Genomic DNA, 17,299 nt, shown 5'->3' with positions numbered 1-17,299 from the left:
GTTATCCTTGGATCTGTTGTACTTGCTTTTACTTCTGGTTGGAAACTAGTATAAATGATTAACCTAGGAGGAGGATGTTGAATATCCAATGAGTCCTCCTCTACCTTTTAACCCGAGGGATGATAAAACATGAAATTAAACTTTAAACCCATACATGTATACACGAGCATTACCATTATAGTAGGAGTATTTTCATTCCTCTATTTTTATGATTATAATATCACCTTATCAGATTGGGTGATCATATTTGTATTAATCGGTTCTATTACTCTTTTAAACTATCATGTTATCCATATCCCGCCAAAGGATAATTCACTTTCTCTAGATTCTTCTATTTATCTCGCTAGTTTGTTTATGTATGGACTAGACGTTACCCTTTTTGTACTGGCATTGTCCAGTCTTATCTATGTTTTTGTCCAACGGAAAATAGCTTGGTGGAAGCATTTATTTAATTTCTCGATGTACAGCATTATGATTATCGCCTCCTATTTTTCACTTGTTTTTGCTGGAGGATCAGTTGGAGAAATCGATACACATCATCTGTTGCCATATATTCTATCTCTATGTACGTATTTTATTTGCAACATGCTCTTTATTATTTCTTATTTCTTTCTTTATGGTAGTGGTAGTATTGAGAACGTAATTAAAGGGGTCACTACTGATAAAACTTTTGTGATTAGTTATTTTACGACGTTGTTACTACCCTTGATTCTTGGAATTTTGCTAAAAGCAGAAGGTATATTTGGCCTTTTTTTATTCGTTTGTATTGCTTTACTGTTATCAGCTGCATTTGATCAGCATTTTAAGCTCTATCAAGAGATTTCAGATAAGGCGAATAAGGATTTCTTAACAGGTTTAAATAATCATGGCTATTTTAAAGAATTATTTGATGCTGAAATATCAAGTGCTAGGGAAAATGGAACGCCTGTCAGCTTAGCACTTTTAGATATAGATGATTTTAAAAAATATAATGATTTATATGGTCATATTCAAGGTGATCATTTACTAACATTTTTCGGTTCAATCTTAGAAGAAGAAGCAAATTCACATGACTATATCGTTGGGAGATACGGTGGAGAAGAATTTTCAATTGTCATGCCGAACACTTGTGTGGACGACGGATTAGCTTTCATTGATTCATTGCGAAAAAAAGTGAATAATAGCTACTTCAAAGGTGTAGAAGCACTTCCGTATGGCTGTCTATCTTTTTCAGCAGGCGTTGTGGAGTGGGAAAAAGGGATGTATGATGCATCCGAAATATTGAATAAAGCCGACCAAGCGATGTATTATGCGAAAGCACAAGGAAAAAACATTGTTCAGGTATTCGATGAGAATTCTCAATACTTTGCTCAAAATGCGATTAATCTCGATCAAGAGTTAACCGAAGCTGAACAACAGCTAAAGATCTTCTTATCGAAAGATGTGTACACCTATCGTCATAGTAAACGTGTCTTCCAATATGCGGTTGATTTCAGTAGTAGACTAGATTTAAGTGAATCTGAAAAGAAGACGTTAATATTAGGTGCCCTTATTCATGACATCGGTAAACTAGAGATTCCTCGTGATATTATCAATAAAAAAGGAAAACTCGAACCTCATGAATGGGAAATGATGAAGAAACACGTAACCTGGGGGAAAGAAATTATCTCGACCAATAAAAAATTGGAGCCTTTGATTCCATTAGTTGAGCTTCATCATGAACGTTTCGATGGAAAGGGATATCCGCATGGCCTACAAGGTGAAAAAATTCCGAAACTGGCTCGCATACTATGTGTGTGCGATTCCTTTGACGCCATGACAACAGAACGCCCATACCAAAAGACAAAAACCTTCACCGAAGCCATCGACGAACTAAGAAAATGCTCAGGAAGTCAATTCGATCCAACATTAGTCGAACCCTTCATCGGGATGATCGAAGAGAAATATGCAAACCAAATAAAAGAAGAACTCGTCATAAGTTCGTAAAAACCAGTGGTCGGTGGCTGCTGGTTTTTTGGGGTTGGGACAGAGGGACAGGTCCCTTGTCCCAAATCTAGGTGTCAAACAATATATTATACTAAAATATCAAAAACCCGATTAGCAGTAATCTGTACTAATCGGGCCTTTTTTGAATTTATCGATTTCAAACAAACGTTTGTTTAATGGTCTAAATCAGCAGTGGCATGAAACTCTCAATTCAATCAATCGTTTGTTTGAATTTAATTCGCTAGGTAATCGGTATTGCAAATGAAACTGTTATACTATCAATTTGGTATTCTGAAAAAGGGTCGGAGGGACAGGTCCCTTGTCCCAGGAAAAAAATGGTGGGTCAAGGGACCTGTCCCCTTGACCCATTATTTCACTAAAGTGGATACTTCACCATAGGAAAGCACATTATCTGTTATTTTATTAAATGTACGTTGGTTCACGATCTCGTCGCCGATTTGTTTCAAGAGGGATACACTGGCGCGGAATGGACTAGAGCCAGTACTTACTCTTTCAATTCCTATTTCAGATAACTCTTCTAATGAAGGAAGCCCCGGGACGGCTAATAGATTAATTGGACAATTGACTGCTTTTCTAAGTTTTTTAATTTCATCGATATCTTTCAGAGCGGGGACGAAGACACAATCTGCGCCAGCTTCCTCATATAGCTTTACGCGGTAGATCGCTTCGTCAATACGAGATTCTGGTTCGCCAATATTTAGCCAAAAAATATCCGTGCGTGCATTGATAAACAACGGAAACCCAATTGAATCACAGTACTCCCTAATGGCAGCAATCTTTTCCTTCTGCAGTTGTGGATCATAAATCGGAGAACTAGCATCACCAGTAGCGTCCTCGAGATTGATACCAACCAAACCAGCTGATATAACTTGTTCTATTGTATGTAAAACTTCCTTCGTCGTCTCTCCATAACCTGATTCAAGGTCCGCGCTTACTGGTACGTCAACCGCGTTAACCATATTCTTGATAATACGTAACATCGTTTCAAATGGAATCTCTTGTCCATCAGGATACCCCAGTGACATCGCAATCCCTGCACTTGTTGTACCAATTGCTTCACATCCGCATTCCTCGAACATTTTTGCACTGATTACATCCCATGCATTCGGTAGAATCATGGTATTTGGCCCCTTATGGAGAGCCCGAAAACGCTCTGCTTTAGCTACTAGCTGTTCACTTATCATCGCCAAACTCCTTTCTAATTTCGAATCAAAACTATAATCTTATTGTAACTTATTTCTGGGGTGAAGGGACAGGCTCAAAAGGAAAAATATGGTGGGACAAAGGACCTGTCCCTGTGACCCACCAAAATTGTTGGGAATAAAATAAATTATTTGACTATTTTAAATAATAGTGATAAATTGGTTTTGGATACTAAATCAGGTTTACTATATAAAACCAACAAAAAAGGGGGGACTAGATTGGAAAAGAAATATTGGGTTCCAGCTTTAGAGCGAGCAGATAAAGTTCTCGACCTGATTGCGTATCGTCCAAACAAGTATAGATTAATAGATTTGTCCAAGGAATTGGATATGAACAAGAGCTCCCTTTTTTCTATGTTGAATACCTTGGAGAGCCTGGGGTGGGTTAAAAAGGATAGGGATGACACCTATTCGTTGGGTATGAGATTCGGATTATTTAGTACGTTGTATGTAAGCCAGTTCGATTTTGTTGATACATTTTTGATTGAGTCAGAGATTACAGTATCAAATCTAGGCGAAACTGTGCAGCTTTCAGTTCTTGACGGGACAGATATTCTCTACGTCGCCAAGAAAGAAGGATCCTCTCCAATTCGAGTTGTATCTGGTCCGGGTATGAGATATCCTGCCCATGCAACCGCAATGGGAAAGGTTCTGCTATCCAAGTATAATTATCATGAACTTGAAGAGTTATATGCTGGAAAGAAGATGGAAGCAAAGACTCCATATACAGTCCAGACCTTGGATGAGCTTTGGCAACAAATCGAATCCCTAAAGGAAAACGGATATATTAGGGAATATCAAGAGGCTGTTGAGGGTTTCACTTGTATCAGTGTTCCAATCAGAAACAATAAGGGAGATATTATCGCAGCAGTTAGCGTCACGATGCTCCCGGTGAACTGGGAACGGAAACAAAAGCAGGTGGAGAAGGAGATTCTGGATCTAGCCCACAGGATTTCACTAAAGGCAGGATACAGTACAACTCAAAACTTAGATAAAGGAGTGGTTAGATGAGACTTCAAGGAAAAGTAGCTTTGATTACTGGAGCAGGTTCAGGAATTGGAAGAGAAACTGCTCAACTCTTCGCCAAAGAAGGTGCTTTGGTAGTTGTGAATGATACTTCCGAACAAGGCGGTTTGGAGACACTAGAGCTCATAAAGAATAATGGTGGGGAAGCAACCTTCATTCAAGCTGATGTGACAAAAGCGGATGACGTCCAACGAATGGTTGATGAAATCATCCGTCACACAGGTAAAATCGATGTACTCTTTAATAACGCAGGAATCTCAGGAGTTGGTATGCTACATGAAACGAGCGAAGAACTCTGGGATAAAGTTGTAAACGTTAACATTAAGGGTGTCTATATGACAAGCAAGTACGTCATACCGCACATGATTGAGAGAAATGAAGGTACAATCATTAATATGTCTTCTTGTATTGCGGAAATCGGACTAAAGCTACGAGCTGTTTATGCAACAACTAAAGGAGCTGTCCTATCATTGACGAAATCTATGCAGGTCGACTACGCTCCATACAATATTCGGGTAAATGCTCTACTTCCAGGTACAATCTTGACGCCTTTTGTAGAGAACTACCTTAAAAACTCCTATGATGATCCTGAAGAGGCGATTGAAGGGATTAAAAAGAGGCAGCTAAGCGGTAATCTTGGTCGTCCGGATGATGTTGCAAAAGCAGCACTGTTTCTCGCTTCTGATGAGTCTTCGTTTATGATGGGTGCACCACTATATATCGATGGTGGAGTTGTATTTGGAAAAAATGCTTAACTGGAGGGTTTGAAATGAAATTAGGAACGTATCTATACAACCAGCAAGAACGACTGGCAGTTAAATTGAATCATTCTCTAATTGATGTCGAAAAGACAGCTGAACAGAATAATTGGAATGTAGTACCTGAGGATATCATGAACGTAATTGGTATGCCATCAGATGAATTCAAACATTTCGAGGAACAGATTAAACAAGCTGTACATAACGGGCAGGCAACAGTGGTCAACGAAGAGGAAGTAACCTGGGGTCCATGTGTAACCCGACCACATAAAATTATCTGTGTTGGTTTGAATTACAAGAAGCATGCTGACGAGACAAATGCTCCTTACCCTGAAGTGCCAATTCTTTTTAACAAATTTGACAACACACTGACTGGTCATAATGCTGAAATCGAAATTCCGGGTGTTACCAATGAATTGGATTATGAAGTTGAGCTTGGTATTGTAATCGGCAAGGAAACGAAAAACATATCAGAGGAAGAAGCACTCTCTCATGTATTCGGATATTGCGCGGTCAATGACCTATCCGCACGAGACTTACAAATGAGAACGCCGCAGTGGCTGCTCGGGAAATCTTGTGATGGCTTTAGCCCGGCGGGTCCTTACCTAGTCACATCGGATGAAGTTGGAAATCCCAACAATCTTACACTTAAAACGTATGTGAATGGTGAACTCAGACAAAACTCAAACACATCAGATATGATTTTCTCATGTGCAGAAATTGTGAGTTATATATCTAAACATATGACTCTATTGCCGGGAGATTTAATTCTAACAGGAACACCAGAAGGCGTCGTTCTTGGACTTCCACAAGAAGAGAGAGTTTACATCCAGCCTGGTGACGTAGTCACTGTTGAAATCGAGAAGCTTGGTACATTAACCAATAAGTTTGTCGAAGAAAAAGTTTTAGTTTAATTGAAAACCCTTACTTAAAAAGTAGTTTAGTATGTTGATTGAAATGGAGGCACGAATCTACAGGAAAAGCAAACTTTGAAAAGACCAACTAGAGTAAAACAGCTAAGAAGACTTACTGGACCATCATGTAAATTAATGTGCCCAAAACGAAAAAGTACCTAAAACAATTAGCTGTTTAAAAAGGAGGTCAATATATGAAAATTAAAAAAACGATTGATAGAATTCCTGGTGGCTTGATGGTCGTTCCGCTCTTTATAGGAGCATTGCTGAATACGTTTTTTCCTAATTTAAGTAAATCTTTGGGATCCTTTACGTTTGGTCTGACATCAGGAACGGTTCCTATACTAGCTGTCTGGTTCGTCTGTCTAGGGGCATCTATTCGTCTGAAGTCGACAGGCATTGTCCTCAGAAAATCAGGGGTTCTATTGGTAACAAAACTGAGTGTTGCATGGGTTGTTGGCTTTGTAGCCTCACATTATCTTGGTAACGGGATGATTGAATCCGGATTCTTCGCGGGTGTTTCTGCCCTCGCCTTGGTAGCAGCCATGGATATGACCAATACAGGTCTTTACGCTTCTCTAATGGATCAATATGGTTCAAAAGAAGAAGCAGGTGCATTCGTACTCATGAACATTGAATCTGGCCCACTAATGACTATGATTATCCTTGGTACTGCAGGAGTTGCATCATTCGAACCTCAAGTGTTAGTCGGTTTGATTTTACCATTCATCGTCGGTTATATCCTTGGGAATCTAGATGAGGACATTCGTGAATTCCTTAGCCGTGCCATTCCAGTTCTGATACCCTTCTTCGCATTCTCGCTCGGTAACGGTATTAAATTGACGGTTCTTGCGGAAACAGGTCTTTTTGGTATTATTCTTGGACTTTTAGTAATTGTAGTAACAGGAATACCTCTAATCCTAGCAGATATCTTTGTTGGTAAGGGTAACGGTACTGCGGGGATTGCTGCTTCAAGTACTGCAGGAGCAGCAGTTGCTACACCACTATTGGTAGCTGAAATGGTTCCAGAACTTGCACCAGTAGCACCAGCAGCAACAGCATTGGTTGCAACTTCACTAATTGTAACATCAATTGTTGTTCCAATCGTGACGGGTGTATATCACAAGTTTGCAAACAAGAATTCAATTCTTAACAAACGCATAGACAATATAAAAAAGGCAGTGTAAAAATGATGAGTTTAATAGACAAAAAAAGGCATCAACAGATATCAATAATCGTTTTGTGGTGCAAAGCGATTCTTTGAATGACATCTATTGATACCAACACACACACATCTATTATACTATCGAATAATGAAAAATAAACAAAAGTGACTTGAAGTGGGGGTATTGAGATTTCCACATTTCAATCCCCTATATAAAAATAGAAGACTAAATTTTTCTGATAAAAACATTCCGAAAGGGGTATTGTTGATGAAAATTATCCGTTACCGAAAAGAAGAAGAGCAAATTATTGCGGCGGTCACGTCCGACGGTGCGATCTATCCGCTTCCTTATGAAGGTTTTATCGACATCACTCGTGATGCAAAAGCTCGCAAAACATCTATCCTAGCTTTTGTGGAGGATAAAGTGTCAAACCTTCAACCAGTTGATTATGGAATGAAAGAAGTTGAATTGGTAGTGCCAATTGATGCTCCAGAAGTATGGGCAGCAGGTGTGACATACGAAAAGAGTAGAGAAGCGAGAAACTATGAAGCAACAAACGGAAAGTTAGATGCGCAAACATTTTACGATAAAGTGTATGATGCACCACGCCCTGAAATCTTTTTGAAGTCAACTGTTAATCGTACGGTAGGGCCAAATCAGGATGTATATATAAGAAGTGATTCGAACTGGCAGATTCCCGAGCCTGAACTAGGACTGGTAGTCAATGGAGAGGGGGAAATCCTCGCCTACACCATCGGAAATGATATGAGTTGCCGAGACATTGAGGGAGAAAATCCGCTGTATCTACCACAGGCGAAAATCTGGAAGCAATCCTGCTCAATTGGACCAGCATTATTATTAGCGGATTCCGTTGAGGATGCCTATCAATTGGATATTATTTGCAGAATCTATCGGGACAATCAGTTGGTATTCGAAGGGACTGCCAACACCCGCCAGTTAAAGCGGAAGTATGATGAGTTAGTTTCTTATCTGATTAGGGATAATATCATTTTCGATGGCACAGTACTGTTGACGGGCACTTGTATCGTTCCGCCGAACGAGTTTACTCTGCAAGATGGGGATCAAGTAGAAATTGAGATTCCTGAAATCGGAATTCTAAGAAACCCAGTTAAGAAGCAGCAACCGAGCGAAGTTCTCGTGGCTGAATAAATTTACGAATTGATCAGGAGGTAATGAAAGTGAAAGTGGAAACAGAAACAATTACGTACAGCAATTTCATTAACAATGAATGGGTCAAATCGGAATCGAATGAGTTGATCAAAAGCATCAATCCAGCAAACCGATACGAAACCGTAGGATATGTTCAAAAGTCCACGGTTGGAGATCTTGAAAAAGCGGTTCAAGCAGCTCACCAAGCTAAGAAGGCATGGCGAAGGATTGGTCAAGCAGCACGTGGTCAAATCCTCTATAAGGTTGCAAATGTTCTCGAAGAAAACATAGAAGAAATTGCTGAAACTATGACTCGAGAAATGGGTAAAACACTTCCGGAGGCAAAGGGGGAAACAGCCCGTGGGGTCGCTATTCTTCGTTATTATGCGGGTGAAGGCATGAGAAAAGAAGGAGATGTCATTCCTTCCTCTGATAATGAAGCTCTTATGTTCACGAAGAGAACTCCGCTTGGTGTCGTAGGAGTCATTACACCTTGGAACTTCCCAGTTGCCATTCCAATTTGGAAAATTGCTCCTGCCCTAGTATATGGTAATACAATCGTTTTCAAGCCAGCATCAGAGGCTGCAGTTACCGCTGCGAAAGTGGTGGAGTGCTTTGAAAAAGCCGGACTTCCTGCAGGAGTTTTGAACTTTGTAACTGGTTCCGGTTCGGTTGTAGGGCAGGCTTTAATTGATCATCAGTTGCTCAACGGAATCACGTTTACGGGTTCAGAGGCAATTGGCAGAGGTGTAGCTAAGTCTGCATCTGCAAGAGGCATCAAGTTCCAAACTGAGATGGGCGGTAAAAACCCAGTCATCGTAGCGAAAGATGCCAATCTCGATCAGGCGGTGGAAGCCGTAATCAGTGGTGGATTCCGTTCCTCCGGCCAAAAATGTACAGCATCCAGCCGAGTCATCGTGGAAGCGCCGGTATATGAGGTATTCAAAGAAAAACTAATCAAGGAAACTGAGAAAATTAAAGTGGGCAACGGCTTACAGGAAGGCATCTGGATGGGGCCGTCTGCTAGCGAAAGCCAATTAGATACCGTAAAAAGTTATATCAAGAAAGGCCAAGAGGAAGGTGCATCTCTTATATTTGGAGGCAATGTTCCTGAAGGGGCAGAGTTCGAAAATGGATTCTACATCACTCCTGCAATTTTTGATGACGTGACTCCGGAAATGGCAATTGCCCAAGATGAAATCTTTGGACCTGTTATTGCTTTGATTAAAGTTGAAGATATAGAGGAAGCTATTGATGTTGCGAACAATACTAAATACGGTTTGAGCGCGTCAATCTTTACTTCAAATATTAGTAATATCTTAGAATTTGTTGAAGATATCGAAGCAGGTCTAGTAAGAATCAATGCTGAAAGTGCTGGTGTTGAGCTACAAGCGCCATTCGGTGGCATGAAATCTTCTAGTTCTGGTTCCCGTGAACAGGGAGAAGCTGCAAAAGAATTCTACACAGCAATCAAAACCGTCTTCGTAAAAGGTTGCTAGGGACAAAGGGATAAGTCCCTCGTCCCAAAACAATGGGTTTAAATCACATATTATAATAGAATATGAATGGCCCGATTATGGAGTAATCTGTACAATCGGGCTTTTTTTAATAGGGAAGTCTATGAGGAAACTATGGTAGTTTACGGATCCTATCCCCGTGACCAACCCGATCCTTGCTCCACTATGTTAGAATAAGATATTAGTATAAATATGGAAGGAAATCACAGATGGAGTTATTATTAATCGTTTTACCTGCATTCCTTATCTTCACTGCTGGATTTATTGGTCAAAAGGTCCTCAAATTTGATATTAAATCTATTTCAAAACTGTCTTTATATTTGTTATTACCTTTTTTAACATTTGATACGTTTTATACCAATCAACTAAATGCCGATTATTTTTATATGTTTGTTTTTACAGTATTGCTTACTGTTCTATTAGTGGGTATAACCTTCTTGACTGGAAAACTATTAAAGGTAGACCGACCTCATATGTCTGCTTTGCAGATTGGGAGTATTTTTCCGAATAGCGGGAATTACGGAGCCCCAGTTGCTTTGTTTGCATTCGGCAGTTTGGCCTTTGATTATGCCATCATTATTATGGTGATTCATGCATTTTTAATCAATTCATTGGGTATCTTTCTTGCATCCCTCGGTGGGGACACCTCAACTGGAATGAAAGGTGCATTTATTCGGTTGATACGAATGCCCGTCATGTATGGAGCTATATTGGGGATTCTATTTCAGATTTTGAACATACCATTACCATCTACAATAATAGGTGGAATAAGTATGGTGGGAGATGCATCCATTCCAATTGTTATGTTAATCCTTGGCATGCAATTGGCTGAAATCAAACCGCAAAAATTTAATTTGAAATATGTTAGTAGTATTACAATCCTACGTATGGTTGTATCACCGCTTCTTGCCTTAGCTTTAGTTCAGATCATGCCAGTGAGCGACATAATCAAAAACGTTTTTATTCTCTTGGCCGCGATGCCTGTCGCAGCTAACACAACCATGCTAGCCGTCCAATTCGATTGCAAGCCAGACTTAATATCATTTACAACACTAGTCACAACTTTACTTAGCTTGATTTCAATCCCGTTTGTAATCTTTCTGCTTTAAGTGGGATAGAGGGTCAGGTCCCTCATCCCAATTCTTTATACACCCCCTAGAAACTAATCTTGTATGCCAACAAGATTACCCCATTTAAAATCCTATGACCATCCTTTTCAAAGGCCTCACAAGTTATAAGAAATTCCAAAATACTAAACTGTTCGCCATATACTGGTAAGTAATTGTTGAAAACTCGAGACCAGGGTTAGGTTTCTCGGTTGTTTTGAAAAGGTCTGTAATATAAATACCTAGTTGCTTCCTTAAAAAAGGAACCAGATACTTTGTATTTTTTGTGAATTATAGAGAAAAAGTGAAATAATATGATATACTATTTGGTAAGTTTGGTAAGTTTGGAAGTTATCAAAGACTTTGGTAGAAATGTTGAAGTTGTAATCTTGCTAATCAGAGATGAATACTTGTTTATCGATAAAGATGTTCATTTGTATCATTTTAATATTGTAATAAAAAGAATACGATGGAAGAAGGTATTGAGATGTATGAGAATCTTTTAAATATATCTGAAGCATCAAAACTATTGGGTGTTTCGCCAAGTACATTACGTAGATTGGAGAAGAACGGCTATATTGAAGAATATGGATTAAAGGTTATCTATACACCTGGTGGTCAGAGGAGATATATATTGGATGAAATCCAGCAACTCTATTCGAATCAGGGGTTTTCGGGACAAATTGGATTTGGGGATAAGGTTGCCTTGTTAATCCGAGATTTGACCAATGGTTTCACCGATCCGCATTCCCAATTATCTATTCAACTCGAGAATCAATTCTCTTCTGTTAAGAAGTTGATTGAAGTCGCCTTCGATCATAAGATGCCAATTATCTTTAGCAAAACGGTTTATGAACCTGATAATAAGGTATCTAGGTTGTGGAGTGAGAAATTCCCATCGCTTCAAATTTTAGATCATCAAAGCACATGGACCCAGATTCACCCAGAATTTAGAGATTACCCCTATGATCTTATTAATCCTACGGCCTATATTACGGATTTGTATAATAACGAAGTAAATGATTTTTTGCAAACCAGACAAATAGACACAATCATCTTGGCAGGAGCAACGACAAGTGGAAGCATAAGAGCGACTGCTGTGGAAGCGCTTCAAAAAGGATATCGAGTTATTATTCCGAAAGAAGCTGTGGGCGATCGGAATCAGACGTTACAGAACTCAACTTTGTTAGATTTAAACGCAAGATATGCAGATGTGATTAGTTTAGATAAAACTATAAAAGGAATGAAAAGGTCTAGTAAACTGTGAATGAAAACCATTCACAGTTTTTTTATCATTAATTTACTGAAAATTTTATTTAGTTTTAATATTGACACCATTGAAAGTGTAGAGTAAAATGTGAATTAACAAGTTTGGTAAGTTTGGTAAGTTTAAAGTTTTTTGATAAGTTTAATTAATTTTAGAAGTAATTGGATTAGAAATCTAAAAAAATGGGAGGGGAGAGAGAACGTAAAAAACGGAAGTTGTATAGGAAATAATAAAAACAAAGCACCACAAGAAGAGTGAATATGACAAAATCGCTTAACTATAGGTATTTTAATAAAACGATCAAAAGGGTGTGAACTTGTGACGAAGAACTACCGGATCGGGCTAGTTGTTCCTAGCTCTAACACAACAATGGAAACTGAAATACCAGCCATGCTTCAAAGGAGACAACAAATCGTTTCAGATTCAACATTTACATTTCATTCAAGTCGAATGCGGATGAAAAAGGTAACAAAAGAAGAATTAAAATCAATGGACATTGAAAGTGACAGATGTGCAGTTGAACTTTCAGATGCAAGATGTGATGTAATTGCCTACGCGTGTCTGGTTGCTATTATGTGCCAAGGACCTGGGTACCATAAAGAATCCGAACAGCGTCTTTTTACAAAGACCAAGGATAATGGTGCAGCTACTTCAGTAGTTAGTAGCGCAGGAGCCCTTGTAGAAGGGATAAAGGAATTAGGAGCAAAAAAAGTAGCCATTATTACCCCATATATGAAGCCTCTAACAAATCAAGTGATTGAATATATAGAAGCAAGCGGAATTCAAGTTACGGACTCTATTAGTTTAGAAATTCCCGATAATCTTGAAGTTGGACGCCAAGATCCATTACGTCTTGTAGAGATAGTGAAGAATTTAGATATAAGCCAAGCAGATGCGGTTGTATTATCAGCTTGTGTTCAAATGCCTTCATTAGAAGCCATCCAAATCGTGGAAGACAACATCGGTAAGCCCGTTCTTTCAGCCTCTGTAGCGACAGTTTACAAGATTCTTAAAACATTAAATATAGATCCCTATGTACCAAATGCAGGAAGACTACTTTCAGGAAATCTATTAGCAGGGGTTTCTACAAAGGAAGGGGGAGAATAAGCGTAAAAATGCGGGAGTTATTATTTTTTCTCAATCATTAATGTAAGGAACAATTTGATGGTGAAGAGGGGGAGCCTGGTGATACAGCATTTAGACGATGAAACCTTTTTTAAAGAAAAAGGTTTTGGAAAATTATTAGGGTTTGGCCAGAAGCCTGGTTTAATCGTAGTAGATATGATAAAGGGGTTTACAGACCCAACCATGCCGATGGGATCTGATTTAACGCAACAAATTGAACAGACAAATAAATTATTAAGTGTCATGCATGAGTTAAAACTTCCAGTATTCTTTACGACTATCTCTTATGATGATGAGTCACTCGCGGATTCTGGTATTTGGTATCAGAAAATGAGAGGACTAGAGACATTAATCTCTGGTACCGAAGCAGTTAAAGTCGATTCTCGGTTACACTTCCAATCTGGTGACGGCCTTATTGTAAAGAAATACGCTTCAGCGTTTTTCGGGACAGATCTCATTGCTCGTCTCAATGCGAACAATATTGATACTGTCATTATTGTTGGCTGTACAACATGCGGTTGTATCAGAGCAACAGCTGTTGATGCATTGCAATTAGGGTATCGACCAATAGTTGTTGAAGATGCTGTTGGGGATCGCTCAAGGGCATCACATGAACAAAGTCTATTTGACCTTCGTCAAAAATACGCGGATGTTCTAAAGACAAGTGAAGTCATTGAAAATATGTCGAAATTTAAAAAGCAAGTCACAAAGGATTATCAGATGTAACGCTGCCTTTCTCAAGGTAAGAAAAGTAGGAATATAGGATTCTATTAAAATATCATTCACTTCATATACTTTCACATAAATACACGTAGAAAGTCTTCGTAGGAAGGGGCTAGTATAATGAATCATAGTGATTCTTTTGAAGATTTATTTGTAGAAGGGCTACATGCAAAAATTCACCTCATCACAAAAGGAAAAAAAGAGGGAGTTCCTATTATTTTTCTCCCAGGAATAACGAGTTACAGTTATTCATTTCGAAACATCTTAAATAGGATGCCTGATGATTGCTATCTCTTATCCATGGATCCAAGAGGCAGAGGGCTTTCAGATGTCCCTAAAGATGGATACACACTACAAGATTATTCTGAAGACCTACTGAATGTTATCAATGCAATTATTGATAACCCTCACCCTCCATTATTAGTCGGACATTCAATGGGGGCTAGAATCGCTGCTTCGTTCGCTAGCAGTTACCCGTCCCTTATTTCTGGAGTTGTATTAATTGATCCACCAATTAACGGACCTGGACAAAGACAAGTTTATCCGAATCCGCTCTCCATGTTTATCAAGCAAAAAGAGGCTGTTGATCAAGGAGAGATGGATGTTTTCCGTAGTTATTTTCCTGCATTTACTGAAGAACAGCTTTCAGAAAGAGCAGAGGAATACAGAAATAATAGTTTCCAAGCAATTGTTCAATCATACGAATCATTACTGAAAGAGCCATTTCAAGTGCATGTAAAAATGCTTTCGGTTCCTACCCTACTATTAGTTGCAGAACATGGAGATACAATCCGTGAAAATGAATTACAAGTATTGAAGTCGATAAATCCATCGATGGAGACAGTGTTGGTCAAAGATGTTGGACATATGGTATATAAGGATGCACCTGTGGAAACAGCGAAATATATTACATCTTTTGTTGATAAAGTATTTAATTTAAATGGGAGAGGTGTTTTAAAATGACAGTAGAATTTGATGAAATGGTAGAGCTTTTTAAAAAGGAACTTGAATTATGTAAGTTACAGCCTACAGAAACAATGGCAGTTCTAACTTCTGGTGACATTCGAGCAGATTATGCAAAGGCTTTTTTGACGGCTGCTTCTCAAATCGGAGCAAATGCATTTGAATTAAAACTTCCTCCTAATAATCGTGGAGCTGAAGGGTCTTTTGGTATCACACCGTTAACAGATAATCGAGTCGCTGTTGAATGTCTGAAAAAGGCCGACCTTGTTATAGATTTAGTGCTTCTCTTGTTTTCAAAAGAACAATTGGAACTGCAAGAAGCAGGCGTCCGAATTTTACTAGTAGTTGAACCTTTTGATGTTATTAAAAGAATGTTTCCAAAAGAAAGCGACAAGGACAGAGTATTATACGCAACTAATCTTCTAAAAAATGCAAAGGAATTAAGAGTGACAAACCAGGCGGGGACAGATGTTACCTATCAATTAGGACAATATCCGATCCTAACAGAGTATGCTTTTGCTGATGAGCCGGGAAGATGGGACCATCTCCCAAGTTGCTTTGCAGCAGCTACCTCAAACGATGGTGGTGTTGACGGTGTTGTTGTTATGGATAAAGGAGATATCTTATTTCCGTTTAATCGATATTTACAAGAGCAAGTGACCTTTACAATCAAAGATGGCTATGTGACAAATATAGAGGGCGGTTTTGACGCTATGCTCATAAAAGATTATATGGAAAGCTTTAATGACCCAAGGGCATATGCGATCTCTCATATTGGCTGGGGATTAAATGAACGAGCACAATGGCATAGTTTAGCCTTCGATGATCAAGTATTTGGTATGGATGGCCGTGCATTTTACGGAAACGTTCTTTTCTCGTTAGGTCCAAATTCCGAATTAGGTGGAAGCAATGATACTCCATGTCACCTTGATTTGCCAATGAAAAATTGCACATTATATCTCGATGGCAAATTAATCGTTAAAGATGGGGACGTTGTTATTGAAGAAATGCAACCAGTTAATACGCAATTAGCGAAAAGGTAAGGCTGTTTCATATTGTAGAAATCTATCAATTTAATTTTTGGAAAATTAAAAATAGCAGAAAAAGACACCTATTTCTTTTGAAGAATAGCGGTACCTAATCCATTACAAAAGAACAGGTGTCACCTTTTTAATTAGAGATTATGTGAACAAAATAATAGATTTAAAGGGGGAGAAATATGTTAAAACTGAGGTCCTTTATTGTATGTTTATCGTTGATTGCAATTGTTACGGGTTGTTCAAGTAGTGGTACGTCAGGAGATGAATCGAGTATAAAGTTGGCATATGTTGGCGGGCTAAGTGGTCCCACGGCTGCTTTTGGGATTCCAACTTATGAAGCTGTAGAATATGCGATCAATGAGATTAACGAAAACGGTGGAATAGATGGTAAAGAGGTAGAACTTGTAAAAGATGATGATGAAGGAAACCCCTTCAAAGGGCAGCAGGCCATTGATAAATTTGCGAACAGTGACATTAAGTTTGTTATAAGTGGATCAAGTAGTGCGGTAGCTTTATCTCAAGTAGCAAAGGTCAAAGCAAATAATATGATTGCTGTATCACCTATTGCATCTGACCCAGATGTCGTGTCAGAAGACCCTCGTTTCTTTGTTAATTTGGCAAACAATAACCAGTTTGGCTGGTCATCTGCTCATTATGCAGCCAATGAAATGGGCATTAAAGAAATGATTGTCTTTGTTCGGGATGATGCCTATGGAACGAGCGTTTTAAAGGCATTCAAAGAAAAGTATGAGGAAAATGGAGGTAAGATTGTAAAAGAATTTAAATATCCAGTTGATGCAAAGGATTTTAATTCTTATATTAGTCAAGGAATTAGTGAATATCCTAATGCGGCTATCTTTCTTACTGGATACGCAGCAGATGGTGGTTTAATCGCAAAGCAGGCGAGAGCTAATGGATATGACAAACCTATTTTTGCAACCAATCCTATGTCGAATCCTCAATATCTGGAGATTGCAGGAGATGCTGCTAACAATACATTTATCGGCTCAGCGTATATTTCAAGCGAAACCATTGGAGATGCAACAAAAAAATTCATTGAAGAGTGGAAGACTGAATTCAAAATTGATCCGAACGTTTATCAGGTTCATGGGTATGATGCTGTCTATATTCTGAAAAGTGCGATTGAAAAGGCTGGTAGCTTAGACCAGGAGAAGGTTCAAAAAGAATTATTGAATATCAAAGACTATGTAGGAGCATCAGGTATCACAAGCTTTAATTCTGATGGATCAGCAACAAAACCAATCTATGTTATCAAATGGGATAATGGAGAATTAAAATTGGAGAAAACACTCGAACCAGGATCCTATTAAGGGGG

At 38.8% G+C, this 17,299-nt stretch carries 15 protein-coding genes; 14 read left to right on the top strand and 1 reads right to left on the bottom strand.

The genetic code is table 11. The features are described 5' to 3' along the window. The first annotated feature begins 129 nt into the window (after window positions 1-129). Complete coding sequence (locus tag ACR65M_RS01780) at window positions 130-1,965, top strand: diguanylate cyclase (protein ID WP_341333080.1); 1,836 nt, start codon at window positions 130-132, stop codon at window positions 1,963-1,965. Between the two features lie 368 nt (window positions 1,966-2,333). Here ACR65M_RS01780 and ACR65M_RS01775 read toward each other — a convergent pair whose 3' ends face one another. Beyond that, complete coding sequence (locus ACR65M_RS01775) at window positions 2,334-3,170, bottom strand: isocitrate lyase/PEP mutase family protein (protein ID WP_341333079.1); 837 nt, start codon at window positions 3,168-3,170, stop codon at window positions 2,334-2,336. Between the two features lie 237 nt (window positions 3,171-3,407). Here ACR65M_RS01775 and ACR65M_RS01770 point away from each other — a divergent pair, with 237 nt between their 5' ends. From ACR65M_RS01770 to ACR65M_RS01710, 13 genes are all read left to right on the top strand, one after another. Beyond that, complete coding sequence (locus ACR65M_RS01770; RefSeq protein ID WP_341333078.1) at window positions 3,408-4,199, top strand: IclR family transcriptional regulator; 792 nt, start codon at window positions 3,408-3,410, stop codon at window positions 4,197-4,199. Beyond that, on the top strand, window positions 4,196-4,969 hold the full coding sequence (locus ACR65M_RS01765; RefSeq protein WP_341333077.1) for an SDR family NAD(P)-dependent oxidoreductase: 774 nt from the start codon (window positions 4,196-4,198) through the stop codon (window positions 4,967-4,969). Before ACR65M_RS01770 ends, ACR65M_RS01765 begins: the two co-directional genes overlap by 4 nt. 14 nt (window positions 4,970-4,983) lie before the next feature. Next, window positions 4,984-5,886, top strand: a complete 903-nt coding sequence (locus ACR65M_RS01760; protein WP_341333076.1) for a fumarylacetoacetate hydrolase family protein — start codon at window positions 4,984-4,986, stop codon at window positions 5,884-5,886. A gap of 194 nt (window positions 5,887-6,080) precedes the next feature. Beyond that, window positions 6,081-7,073: a 2-keto-3-deoxygluconate transporter gene (gene kdgT / locus ACR65M_RS01755; protein ID WP_341333075.1), complete on the top strand. Its 993-nt coding sequence runs from the start codon at window positions 6,081-6,083 to the stop codon at window positions 7,071-7,073. 246 nt (window positions 7,074-7,319) lie between these two features. Beyond that, window positions 7,320-8,222, top strand: a complete 903-nt coding sequence (locus tag ACR65M_RS01750; protein WP_341333074.1) for a fumarylacetoacetate hydrolase family protein — start codon at window positions 7,320-7,322, stop codon at window positions 8,220-8,222. Window positions 8,223-8,251: 29 nt separating this feature from the next. Next, on the top strand, window positions 8,252-9,721 hold the full coding sequence (gene gucD / locus ACR65M_RS01745; RefSeq protein ID WP_341333073.1) for an alpha-ketoglutaric semialdehyde dehydrogenase GucD: 1,470 nt from the start codon (window positions 8,252-8,254) through the stop codon (window positions 9,719-9,721). A gap of 227 nt (window positions 9,722-9,948) precedes the next feature. Continuing rightward, window positions 9,949-10,848: an AEC family transporter gene (locus ACR65M_RS01740; protein ID WP_341333072.1), complete on the top strand. Its 900-nt coding sequence runs from the start codon at window positions 9,949-9,951 to the stop codon at window positions 10,846-10,848. Between the two features lie 484 nt (window positions 10,849-11,332). Beyond that, a complete protein-coding gene (locus ACR65M_RS01735; protein WP_341333071.1) occupies window positions 11,333-12,112 on the top strand; it encodes an isochorismatase family protein in 780 nt (259 codons plus the stop codon). 318 nt (window positions 12,113-12,430) lie between these two features. Beyond that, complete coding sequence (locus ACR65M_RS01730) at window positions 12,431-13,219, top strand: maleate cis-trans isomerase family protein (protein ID WP_341333070.1); 789 nt, start codon at window positions 12,431-12,433, stop codon at window positions 13,217-13,219. Window positions 13,220-13,297: 78 nt separating this feature from the next. Then, the gene (locus ACR65M_RS01725) at window positions 13,298-13,963 is read left to right on the top strand and encodes an isochorismatase family protein (RefSeq protein ID WP_341333069.1); all 666 of its coding nucleotides are present in this window, start codon (window positions 13,298-13,300) and stop codon (window positions 13,961-13,963) included. Between the two features lie 117 nt (window positions 13,964-14,080). Beyond that, window positions 14,081-14,923 carry an alpha/beta fold hydrolase gene (locus ACR65M_RS01720; protein ID WP_341333068.1) on the top strand — a complete coding sequence of 281 codons (843 nt, stop codon included), beginning with the start codon at window positions 14,081-14,083 and terminating at the stop codon, window positions 14,921-14,923. After that, the gene (locus ACR65M_RS01715; protein WP_341333067.1) at window positions 14,920-15,966 is read left to right on the top strand and encodes a 2,5-dihydroxypyridine 5,6-dioxygenase NicX family protein; all 1,047 of its coding nucleotides are present in this window, start codon (window positions 14,920-14,922) and stop codon (window positions 15,964-15,966) included. Before ACR65M_RS01720 ends, ACR65M_RS01715 begins: the two co-directional genes overlap by 4 nt. A 176-nt stretch (window positions 15,967-16,142) precedes the next feature. Then, window positions 16,143-17,294 (top strand): ABC transporter substrate-binding protein, encoded by a 1,152-nt coding sequence (locus tag ACR65M_RS01710; RefSeq protein WP_341333066.1) that lies wholly within the window; start codon window positions 16,143-16,145, stop codon window positions 17,292-17,294. Window positions 17,295-17,299 lie beyond the last annotated feature (5 nt).

The sequence above is a fragment of the Ferdinandcohnia sp. SAFN-114 genome (genome assembly GCF_059415045.1).
This window is presented reverse-complemented; position numbering and strand designations above follow the sequence as displayed.